The following is a 10,905-nucleotide window of genomic DNA, read 5'->3' as shown; positions in this document are numbered from 1 at the left end:
CTGCCACAGCAGTGCGCCCGCTTTGTTTATTTCGCTGCCGCTTTTGCGTGCCCACCCGCGCGATGCGACGGCGCGAACAGCCGCAGTCCGCTCGCGAGGCTCGCCGCGCCGGCGAAGAAAGCGCCGGCACTGAGCGCGAGTGTCGGGCCATGCCGGCCGGCGATACCGAAGCTCAGCGCGACAAGCGCAGCGCCGGTGGTCTGCCCGAGCAGCCGGGCAGTCGCGACGATGCCGCTGGCGCCGCCGCTGCGCTCGGGCGGCGCGCTCGCCATCAATGCTTTCAGGTTGGGCGACTGGAAGAAGCCGAAGCCCGCGCCGCAAATCGCCATGCGGATGCCGATGTCGAGCACGTGCGGATGCGCCGGCAGCAACGCCAGCGACGCCATTCCCGCCGACATCACCGCAAGGCCGATCGCGCCGAGCAAGCCCGGCGGATAGCGGTCGGACAGGCTGCCCGCCAGCGGTGCGGCCAACGCGACCACGACCGGCCACGGTGTCATCAGAAAGCCGGTCTCGACCTGGCTGCGATGCAGAACATCCTCGAAGTAGAACGGCAGCGACACGAACGCCAGCCCTTGCGCGGCGAACGAGCACACCGCGGTCACCGCCGACAACGCAAACACTGGCCGCTTGAACAGATCGACGGGCAGCATCGGCGCGGGATGACCGGCTTCACGGCGAATCAGCAATACGCCGAACACCACGGCGATCGCGGCCGCGCTCAGCACCAGTTGCGTCGGCGCGCGCTGGGCGGCCTCGCCGAGCGCGAAGATCAGCGCGGCGAAGGTGACCACGTTGAGGAGCGCGGCAATCGGGTCGAAGTTGTGTGTGCCGCGCTCGGTGTGCGGCAGCGCGGGCCACGCGAAGCCTAGCGCCAGCAGACCGAGTGGCACGTTGACCGCGAACAGCCACGGCCATGCGGCAACGGACAGAATCAGCGACGCCACCGTCGGCCCGACCGCGAACGACACGCCGACGATCAGCGCATTGGTGCCCAGGCCTCGTCCGAGCCGATGCGGCGGATACAGATAGCGGATCAGCGCCGTGTTGACGCTCATGATCGCGCTCGCGCCGAGACCTTGCAGCACGCGTGCGGCGGCCAGCATCGGCAGCGTCGATGCGAGCGAACACGCCAGCGACGCCAGCGTGAAAAGCGCAATGCCACCGATATAAATCTTGCGATGCCCGACGATGTCGCCGAGCGCGGCAAGCGGCAGCAGTGTCGCGACCATTGCGAGCTGGTAGGCGTTGATGATCCACACCGACGCCGCAGGCGCCGCATGCAGATCCGCGGCGATGGCGGGCAGGGCGGTGTTGGCGATCGCGGTATCGAGTGTGGCGAGCGCGACCGCGAGCATGATCGCCGCCATCGCGCGGCGGTTGGCGGCGGACATCGGGCCGTCCGCTGGAAAGGTCTGAGCGGCGGTGGCGCTGGGTTTGTCGGACAAGGCGTGGCTCGTCGGGTTATGCATGCCGAAGCGCCGGGCATGTCGGAGGGACAGCGCGGCGCGCCAGCGGCAGGGTTGCGTGGAGTGAAGCGCACGTGGCCTGAGTCCAGCAGTCAGGGCGGCTCGCGCGGGGAATGGTGCAATTGTTACAGAGACGTGGAAATCGTGCTGGGAGGCCGGCGGGGCGGAGCGCTTAATCGGCCGCTAATAACGCAACTAACGGTCAATTCCGCGCAGCACCTTCGAACCCGCGCCGTCCGGGTTGTCATACGCCACTTCAGCACAACGGTTCAACAGACGAGGCGCCCGATTTGACCACGTATCGAACCGGTCAATGTATTCATCGGCCGGTCACATGTCGAAAAAATAATCGTGCTGTCTCTCCTATGGAAGCGCCTTTCGTCGTGCGCCATTGTTTGCCTGTTTTGTGGGCCGATGCACGTGCGCAGTGCCGCGCACAGGCTGCCTGCACCGCGTACGTGCGCAAAACCCGTGAAGTGCGGCGTGTCGACAGGCATGGCATGTGCGTGAGCACCCGCTCGCGCTCGCCGGTGTCCGTGGGCCGTAAAATGTCGTACTCTGTTCGTTAACCCGCCTGACCGACACGCGCCTCCCGTCCGTCATCTATGCGGTTCGCGTATGTCGCGTCGTTTTTTCCCGGAGGCTTCGATGACAGCCGTCGATCTGGAATTCGACCAGCTCAACAGTACCGTCGACGCGCTACGGCGCTCAATTTCCAATCGCATGATGTACGGCGTCGGCAAGGACGCCGTCACCGCTCACCCGCATGACTGGCTGCACGCGGCGGCGCTCGCCGTGCGCGACCGGCTGGTCGCGCGCTGGATGAAGACCACGCGCCTGCAGTACGAACAGGACGTCAAACGCGTCTACTACCTGTCGATGGAATTCCTGATCGGCCGCACGTTTACGAACGCGTTGCTCGCGCTCGGCATTCACGATCAGATGAAGGAAGCACTCGCGAGTCTCGGCGTCGATATGGAGATGCTGGTCAATATCGAGCCGGACGCGGCGCTCGGCAATGGCGGTCTCGGGCGGCTTGCCGCCTGTTTTCTCGATTCGATGGCTACGCTCGGCATTCCGGGCTTCGGCTACGGTATCCGCTATGAATACGGCATGTTCCGTCAGGAGATCGTCGACGGCGAGCAGGTCGAAGCGCCGGACTACTGGCTGCGCGCGGGCAATCCGTGGGAGTTTCCGCGGCCCGAGATCAAGTACATGGTGCATTTCGGCGGCCGCACCGTGCAGCGTGGTGAGCACGTCGAGTGGATCGACACCGAGCACGTGAACGCCATGGCCTACGACACGGTGATTCCGGGTTACGCGACCAGCGCGACGAACACGCTGCGACTGTGGTCCGCGCGTGCGAGCGAAGAACTCGACCTCGGCGCGTTTAACCGCGGCGACTATCGCAACGCGGTCGACACCAAGAACATGTCTGAGAACGTGTCGCGCTTGCTCTATCCGGACGATTCGACGCCGGCCGGCCGCGAATTGCGGCTGCGTCAGGAGTACTTCTTTGTTTCAGCGACGATGCAGGATCTGATTCGCCGCTATCAGCGCACGCACAGCACGTTCGGGCGTTTTTCCGAAAAGGTGGCGGTGCATCTGAACGATACGCACCCGGTGCTGGCGATTCCGGAGCTGATGCGTTTGCTGGTGGATGTTCATCATCAGCCGTGGGACAAGGCATGGCAGCACGTCACGAAGATCTTCTCGTACACGAACCACACCTTGATGCCCGAGGCGCTCGAAACATGGGACGTCGAGATGCTCGCGCGCCTTTTGCCGCGACATCTGGAGATTATCTTCGAGATCAATGCGGGCTTTCTCAAGCATGTCAGCGAACAATCCGGACATGACGGCGAGATGATCCGCCGTATTTCTCTGGTCGACGAATATGGCCAGCGGCGTGTGCGGATGGCGTATCTGGCGATTGTCGCGAGTCACAAGGTAAATGGCGTGTCGAAGCTGCACTCGCAACTGATGACGCGGGATATCTTCGCCGACTTCGCGCGCATCTATCCGGACCGCTTCACCAATGTCACCAACGGCATCACGCCACGGCGCTGGCTGGCGCAGGCGAGTCCGTCGCTGTCGTCGCTGATCGATCAGCAGATCGGCAAGCATTGGCGCAGCAATCTGTTCGAGCTGGAACAATTGCGCGCGCTGCGCAACGACAGTGCGTTCATCGACGCCTTTCGTGAAGCGAAGCGACAGAACAAACTGCGGCTCGTGCAGCGGCTCGCGCATCACACCAAACTGCATTTCGATCCCGATGCGTTGTTCGACCTTCAGGTGAAGCGCATTCACGAATATAAGCGGCAATTGCTGAACGTGCTGCATGTGATCGTGCGGTACAACCAGATTCGCGCGAATCCGGAGCGCGATTGGGTGCCACGCGTGGTGATGTTCGCCGGCAAGGCCGCGTCTGCGTATCGCATGGCGAAGACGATCATCAAGCTGATCGGCGACGTCAGCGAAAAGGTGAATCACGATCCGTTGATCGGCGATCGCCTCAAGGTCGTGTTCGTACCGAACTACGGCGTGAGTGTGGCCGAGTTGATCATTCCGGCGGCCGATCTGTCCGAGCAGATTTCGATGGCCGGCACCGAAGCATCAGGCACCGGCAACATGAAACTCGCGCTGAACGGTGCGTTGACGATCGGCACGATGGACGGCGCCAATATCGAGATCTGCGACGCAGTGGGGCGCGAGAACATCTTCATCTTCGGTCACACCGCTGACGAAGTGGACAGCCTGCGTGCCACCGGCTACCGGCCGCGGCAAGTTTACGAAGAGAATCCGGAACTGCGTATGGCGCTTGACCAGATTCGCTCCGGCTACTTCTCGCCGGACGATTCGCGGCGCTTTTCAGACATCTTCCACACGCTGGTGGATTGGGGTGATCACTACATGGTGCTCGCCGATTTCGCCGCGTTTTCGAAAGCGCAGGACGAGGTGGATGCGCGTTTCGTCGACAAGCGCGCGTGGGCCGAGAGTGCGATCGAAAATGTCGCGGGCATGGGGCAGTTTTCGTCGGACCGTACGATTGGTGAATATGCACGCAATATCTGGCACGTGAATCCACTCAGTATGGAGTGATGCGGGCGTGTTTGCGTTGGTATTTTTTAAGGCGCCAACTCAAATGAAAAAGGCCGTGCGAAACAATCCGCACGGCCTTTTTTATCGATCGATGAATATCACGGAGCGAATCGTTCGCTCTCGTTCGCTGCATGCAAACCAAATTGCGCGCGCGGGAAATCGAATAGCACATCGATATTCTGCATGGCCATCAAACCGACCACGATGCGGTTAGCGTCTGGCTTCGCCTTGACGATCGTGACTTGCGCCTTCTCGTAACGGTGCACCCACGGACCGGTGCCGATTGCCGTTTCATAGTTGCCCTGCTCGAGCACGTTACCGATATCGCCATCACCGGTCCAGTTGGGCGCTGTGTCCATTTCGATGCGGATCATGCCGGTGCTGCCGGTTGCGAACACCAGCGGTGCGCAGAAGGTCATCTTGCCGCCCACATTCACGCAGCCACGCGGCCATTGTGCCGTGCCGTCTTTCGACACCGTCATCGGCACCATCGTGTAGTCCTTCGTGATGGCGCTCGAAGGGCTCAACACCATGTACGGTTTCGCGAAGTTCGCATGCACCAGATAGCGTTGGCCGATGTTGCCGGGGAGCGCGCGCAGCGGTTGCGTGTAGCTGTTGTCGTCCGGCTGCGCGGCGCCGACGCCGACGATGCCGGAAAACGCCCAGCCGAATTCGCCGGTGTAGCCGTCCATCCCGACACACTTCCGCGCGTTCGGCAGGCAGCGCACGACGTCTACCGCTTGCGCGGCGATCGGCGTTGGCGTGGTGCCGGCGAGGCTGAACGGCACCTTGACGCCCGCGCCGAGAATCTCCACGCCGTTTGCGAATGACAGCGACGTCACGCCGCCGGCGCTCGCATAGTTCGAACCCGGCAGCACCGACTTCAATATCCGCGCGCCTTGCGTCCCCGTGTCGAGCGCCATGTACACCGACTTACCGTCGAGCTGGACCGGCAGGCCGAGGCGTGCATGATCTTCGTCGGCCCGTTCCACGTGCAGGGGGATCAGCAGGCCGTCATTGCCGCCATTGATCAGCGCGGCGTTTGCGGCGGGCGGCGTGGGGGTAGGGAAGGTGGTGGAGCAGCCGGTCAGCGCGGCGAGCGTGCCGGTTGCGACCAGGGCCACGATCGCTGAACGACGAAGATGATGGCCATATTGCCGGCGCGCGGCATCGAGAGACGACAGAAACATAGGATCACGCTTTGCAAAAAGGCGGATCCCTGGCGAAGGCGATGCATCGTGAGCTGCGAGTTGGACAGCCTGGACAGCACTGGCGGCAATCTCACTGGATTGCCGCGGCGTGGACGGGGAAACCGGGACGCTTGCGGGGGCCTGCGGGAGGGAACACGCGATAACAGGAGCGGCGACTCTACATGGCCGCCCTCGGGCAATTGCAAAGATGTGTAAAGGTTTGGGGTGCGGCTAGCAGGTTGTCCGTGCAAGCATTGATCTATGTCAATAGTTGCGCGGGCGGCGGATCACGGTGGCCTGCGCGTGACCGAGCGTGGCGCGGTCGAGCGCGGTTGTCAGCAGACCGATCACGTCCTCGAGCGAGCGCGAGGTCACTTCGACACGAAAGGTCACGCGCTCGAGTTGTTTGTCGATGGTAACGACGTAGAGACGCAGATCGTCGCCGAGCGCGGTATGCAACGCGCACCGTCCATTTGCCGACGAAGTGCCGGGCACGGTGACGTCGATGATGACAAGCGGAACGACGATATGCGTGCGGCGGGGAAGGCGTGATTCGCGCGGTGCGCGCGGGACGGAAACTTCAGACGTGGCTACGGACGTGAGCATCATGATTGCGCCGATTCGGCGAGGCGGCGCGCGTTGTTGATACCCAACCACTCTAGCGGCGCGCGCGTCAACGACGCGCAAAAGCTGCCGCGTCGCGAATCAATTTTGTGTTAACGCGCGACGCCCGGCGTTTTGCGGATGGCGAACGCTCAAGCCTTCGGCGCCGGAGCGGCTGTCTTCGCCTCGTGCACGGCCGCGGCAACACGCTCGACGAACTCGCGATCGGTGCTCATGAGCGCCTCACGCAGGCCATTGGCGGTCTGTACCATCAGACGATGCGTGACGTCCTGAGTCGCCCACGTAAGCCAGCCGACCACCACCAGCATCGTGCCGCACACCATGCCGACCGGCGAGCGCAATATCCCACCGACAATAGCGCCGACGAGCCCAAGCAGCGAGATTGCACGTGGCAAGACCTTATTCTTCTGTACGGTGACGACCTGCACGTCCACGATGTCGCGCAGCGGAAAGACCTGGCCGGCCGACGAGAGTGCGTTGCGCGTGACCGACACGCCGCGATCGTTGAAAGGGGTTTCCATCGAGTCCAATGCAAGCGGTAGCAAAGGGCGCAGCGTAACAGATGCGGCACCGGCGCTGGAAGTGGCCGCACGTCGCAAGACATCTTTAGATCAGCGCAGGCGCCTGAAAAACCGATCGCCCAAAAGGAAAACGCCCCGCAGGGCGTTTTCCATAACCTCGGAACGGCAAGGAACTGATGCTCCTCGCCGACCAAGGTAAAGCTCGCTTAGAACTTGTGACGGATACCGACGCGGAATGCCAGTTGGTTGTCCGCGCCCGTGCCCGACGTGCTGAAGTAGCTCGTGCTCGAACCGATCTGCGCTTGCAGATCCTGCGTGCCGTTGCGACCCGCTGCGATCTGGTAGATACCCAGTGCATACACGTCCGTACGCTTGCTCAGCGCGTAGTCGACGCTCAGGTCAGCCTGGTTCCAGTGGCCGCGGTTCGCATTGCTCAGGTGCATGTACGTGTAGCCCGCGCCTGCCGTCAGTGCCGGCGTGAACGCGTACTTCGCGCCCGCTTCGTATGCAGCGAACGTGGTCGAACCGCCTGTGACCGGCTCGAAGCGCGTGTTGGTGTACAACGCCCACAGCGTGGCTGCGCCGATCGAGTAACGGCCGCCGACACCGAACGTGCGCAGATCGCGGACGTTGCCCGTCGAGACGTTGGCGATGCTGGTCGAGAACGCCGGGGTTGCCTGGCTCGGGTAACGGATGTCCGTGTACGCTGCGCCGACGCCGAACGGGCCGTTCGCGTAGTTCACGCCGACACTGTACGCACGCGACGAACCTGCCACCGGTGCTGCGGTCGTGCCGCTAGCCGGCGAGCCGGCAAATGCGCCAGCCTGGTTCGAGAAACCGTACATTGCGCCGAAAGTCAGGCCCGCGAAATTCGCGCTGCTGAACTTGATTGCGTTGTTGATACGGCTCGACGTCAACTGGTCGACGTCATTGATGTGGTAAGCGTAGTTACCCGCGACGGTTTGGCCACCCGTCGAGTAGTTGCCACCCAGGTAATCCGTCGAAAACGAGTACTGGCGACCGAACGTCAGCGAACCGACGCCGTTCTGCGACAGACCGACAAACGCTTGACGGCCGAACATCGCGCCGCCCTGGCCGAGCGTACCGTTGCCGCTGTTAAAACCGTTTTCCAACACGAACAGCGCCTTCAGGCCGCCACCGAGGTCTTCGGTACCGCGCAGGCCCCAACGGCTGCCTTGAGCAACGCCGTCGTCGTACTTGAAGAGGTTGCCGTGGCCGGTGGCGGTCTTCGAGTTGTTCACATAGCTGATACCGGCATCGATCAGGCCATACAGCGTGACGCTGCTTTGCGCGTGGGCGGCACTGGCGAAGACGGCGAGAGTAGCGGCGGTCAATATTTTCTTGTTCAAGACTTTCTCCGATTAAAAATTAAGCGATCGCGACGCCGTGCTCTTCGGTAAGGTCGTGCGATGGCCCGAAATTTAAGGGAACGCAGAGTAAGGTATGTGACAGATTGTCTTTTTTTGATATCTGTCGTGCCGGCGCGACACTCAGATAGCTTCGCTAGCTGAAATCAAGCAAGGCACGTGGCTCATAAGCTTTTTCTGGCTCGTGCATATAAGCGTGTGAAAAACGATTGGTTTTCGGGGGCATCGGCCGCATGCGACGATCCGCGCCTATCAATCAAAACCGCTCGAGGGACACGCATGCAACGCCGGAAAATCATCCAGAATCTGCTCGCTATCGCCGCTGTTTCGCTAACGGCAACGTTTGCGCATGCTGACGACAAACAACTCAAGATCGGCACGATGAGTGGCCCGGACGCGCAGATCTGGTCGGTTGTGACCAAGGTCGCTGCGCGTGAAGGGCTGAACGTGAAGGTCATCGAATTCAACGACTACGTGCAGCCGAACGCGGCACTCGACTCCGGCGACCTCGATGCCAACGGTTTCCAGCATCAGCCATTTCTCGATAGCCAGATCAAGCAACGCGGCTACAAGATCGTCAACGTCGGCCTGACCTACGTTTCGCCAATGGGCTTCTATTCGAAAAAGCTCAAATCGCTCAAGGACTTGCCGGAAGGCGCGAAGGTCGGCATCCAGAACGATCCGTCGAATGGCAATCGCGCGCTGCTGCTGTTGCAGAAATACGGCGTGATCAAGCTGAAGCCGGGGGTCGGCACGAACGGTGTCAATGCAACGCCGCTCGACGTCGCCGACAATCCGAAGAAGATCAAGCTGATCGAACTCGACGCCGCGCAATTGCCGCGCTCGCTCGACGACCTCGACGCGGCGTCGATCAACACGGACTACGCAGTGAAGGCCGGTTTGCAGCCGACCAAAGACGCGATCGCGATCGAAGACTTCAAAGGTCCGTACGCGAATCTGATCGCCGTCCGTGCACAGGATCGCGACAAACCGTGGGTCAAGAAGCTGGTCGCAGCTTATGAGTCGGATGAAGTGCGCAAGTACATCGACACGCAGTTCAAAGGCGCGATTATTCCGGCTTTCTGAGCGGTTTCATGAGCGGCTTTCCAGCCGTCTTTGAGCAATCCGTTCTTTCGCAACAGGCGCGTAAACGCAGATCGCCCGCTGAAATAGCGGGCGATCTGCTTTGCAGACATGGCTTCCACGGGCAATACCGGGAAGCGCGGTTTCCTGCTTCTTAATTGCTCAACAACGATCCGCTTCTGAATGCCTTCGCGCCGGCAATGCGCGCGAACTCCAGCCCGGCCGTTGCAAAGCGTGTCAAATGCCGCGCGTACAGCACGCCGGCCACGCTGCTTTTCAGCGTCACGACGCGATCGGTCAACGGATCGACGATATCGGCGATCTCATGACCGACATCGACCCAGGTGCCGACTTCGCAGCGGTAAACCAGCACACCGCTTATCGGCGCGACAATCGGCTCGGCGCCGGCCAAAGGCGTCGCGGCGAATTCGAGCGCCGGCAGCGGCGCCGGCGTGCCGTCGATCACGCCACGTGAGGTCAGGTACTCGATGATCGCCTGGGCGTCGCGATCGGCATACTCGTACGACACTTCGCGTTGACCGCGCAGTTCGATCGTGACCGAGATCGAGCCATTCGGAATCGGAAAACGGTCGCCGTAACGGCCGCGCAGATCCGACCAGCAGAAGCTGTGAATTTCATCGAACGGATTACCCACCGAATTTAGCGCCAGCAGCGAGGCCTTGGCATCCAGATAGCAGGCGAGCGGCTCGACTTCCGGCCACAGGTCCGGGTTCGTGTACAGGTGCATTGCGGCTTCCCAGTCGCAGTGCAGATCGAGTACGACATCGGCGTCATATGAGAGCTTTTGCAGCGCCAGACGCTGTGATTCGAGTTCGGTTGCCGGTTTTTGCGCGTCGAGCGCTTCATGCATCGCCGCGCGGATTGCTGTGCGATTGGCGTCGATGTTGTCGGTCAGACGCCCTTCGATGCCAGGCTGAATCAGCGCCGACAGCTCGTAGAAATTACGGTTGAAGTTCTGCGCGCTGTTGGTCTCGAAGCGACCCGTCAGATGACCGAGAAAGTGTTGATTCAGACCGATCGGATTGGCCACCGGCACGATCACGACCTCGCCGCGCATCTTGCCGGCGGATTCCAGCGCGGCGAGTTTGCGGCGCAATGCCCACGAGACCAGCATGCCAGGCAACTCGTCCGCATGCAGCGACGACTGGATGTAAATCTTCTGCCCGCCGCCAGGACCATAGTGAAAACTCGTCAGATTACGGGCGGTGCTGAGCGTTGGGGCAATCAGCGGATGGGTTTGGGTTTGCATGGTTTTCAAATCCGCGGGCAAGTGAAGCATGCCACGCTATGTCGTTGATTACAGGGGAAATGGGGACTTCATTGCCGGTCATTGGCGGCCTGGCTCGCGGCGCCTCTATCGCACGATCTTAGCCGATATGACGCGACGCGTGGTTTTATGCGGCGTCATCCGGATGGCGCGTGGCACGCGGGCAGGCTTGTCCGGTTCGATCATAGTCCGGGCGGCGCGGCAAAGCGGTTCCGCAAACGAAACGGGCTCCGCATGATG

General features: G+C 61.7%; 8 protein-coding genes. 2 read left to right on the top strand and 6 right to left on the bottom strand.

What is annotated here, in order from left to right; translation table 11 throughout:
- Window positions 1-26: 26 nt before the first annotated feature.
- Entirely contained in the window at window positions 27-1,394 is a 1,368-nt protein-coding gene (locus tag PQR40_RS10645; RefSeq protein WP_408238077.1) for an MFS transporter, read from the bottom strand.
- Window positions 1,395-2,117: 723 nt separating this feature from the next.
- Here PQR40_RS10645 and PQR40_RS10640 point away from each other — a divergent pair.
- On the top strand, window positions 2,118-4,571 hold the full coding sequence (locus PQR40_RS10640) for a glycogen/starch/alpha-glucan phosphorylase (protein WP_408238065.1): 2,454 nt from the start codon (window positions 2,118-2,120) through the stop codon (window positions 4,569-4,571).
- A gap of 98 nt (window positions 4,572-4,669) precedes the next feature.
- On the opposite strand, the gene PQR40_RS10635 is transcribed toward PQR40_RS10640, so the two are convergent.
- The 4 genes from PQR40_RS10635 to PQR40_RS10620 form a co-directional block, all read right to left on the bottom strand.
- Window positions 4,670-5,761 carry a hypothetical protein gene (locus PQR40_RS10635; RefSeq protein ID WP_408508955.1) on the bottom strand — a complete coding sequence of 364 codons (1,092 nt, stop codon included), beginning with the start codon at window positions 5,759-5,761 and terminating at the stop codon, window positions 4,670-4,672.
- Between the two features lie 264 nt (window positions 5,762-6,025).
- Window positions 6,026-6,370, bottom strand: a complete 345-nt coding sequence (locus tag PQR40_RS10630; RefSeq protein ID WP_408508954.1) for a hypothetical protein — start codon at window positions 6,368-6,370, stop codon at window positions 6,026-6,028.
- A 146-nt stretch (window positions 6,371-6,516) separates the two neighbouring features.
- Window positions 6,517-6,906: a DUF6232 family protein gene (locus tag PQR40_RS10625; RefSeq protein WP_408508953.1), complete on the bottom strand. Its 390-nt coding sequence runs from the start codon at window positions 6,904-6,906 to the stop codon at window positions 6,517-6,519.
- 206 nt (window positions 6,907-7,112) lie between these two features.
- Window positions 7,113-8,276 (bottom strand): porin, encoded by a 1,164-nt coding sequence (locus tag PQR40_RS10620; protein ID WP_408508952.1) that lies wholly within the window; start codon window positions 8,274-8,276, stop codon window positions 7,113-7,115.
- Window positions 8,277-8,573: 297 nt separating this feature from the next.
- On the opposite strand from PQR40_RS10620, the gene PQR40_RS10615 reads away from it, so the two are divergent.
- Window positions 8,574-9,380: a MetQ/NlpA family ABC transporter substrate-binding protein gene (locus PQR40_RS10615; RefSeq protein ID WP_408508951.1), complete on the top strand. Its 807-nt coding sequence runs from the start codon at window positions 8,574-8,576 to the stop codon at window positions 9,378-9,380.
- Window positions 9,381-9,531: 151 nt separating this feature from the next.
- Here the strand turns inward: PQR40_RS10615 and PQR40_RS10610 are convergent, their stop codons facing one another.
- Entirely contained in the window at window positions 9,532-10,647 is a 1,116-nt protein-coding gene (locus PQR40_RS10610; protein WP_408387810.1) for a succinylglutamate desuccinylase/aspartoacylase family protein, read from the bottom strand.
- Window positions 10,648-10,905 lie beyond the last annotated feature (258 nt).

Source organism: Paraburkholderia sediminicola (genome assembly GCF_046026855.1).
In the GTDB taxonomy this organism is placed as follows: domain Bacteria; phylum Pseudomonadota; class Gammaproteobacteria; order Burkholderiales; family Burkholderiaceae; genus Paraburkholderia; species Paraburkholderia sediminicola_A.
Note: the sequence above shows the minus strand (reverse complement) of the source record. Positions and strands in the feature narration are given on the sequence as shown.

Coding starts and splice junctions, on each gene's coding strand:
- PQR40_RS10635 (WP_408508955.1), bottom strand. CDS start 5,761: ATGTTTCTGTCGTCTCTCGATGCCGCGCGCCGGCAATATGGCCATCAT.
- PQR40_RS10630 (WP_408508954.1), bottom strand. CDS start 6,370: ATGATGCTCACGTCCGTAGCCACGTCTGAAGTTTCCGTCCCGCGCGCA.
- PQR40_RS10645 (WP_408238077.1), bottom strand. CDS start 1,394: ATGTCCGCCGCCAACCGCCGCGCGATGGCGGCGATCATGCTCGCGGTC.
- PQR40_RS10610 (WP_408387810.1), bottom strand. CDS start 10,647: ATGCAAACCCAAACCCATCCGCTGATTGCCCCAACGCTCAGCACCGCC.
- PQR40_RS10625 (WP_408508953.1), bottom strand. CDS start 6,906: ATGGAAACCCCTTTCAACGATCGCGGCGTGTCGGTCACGCGCAACGCA.
- PQR40_RS10615 (WP_408508951.1), top strand. CDS start 8,574: ATGCAACGCCGGAAAATCATCCAGAATCTGCTCGCTATCGCCGCTGTT.
- PQR40_RS10640 (WP_408238065.1), top strand. CDS start 2,118: ATGACAGCCGTCGATCTGGAATTCGACCAGCTCAACAGTACCGTCGAC.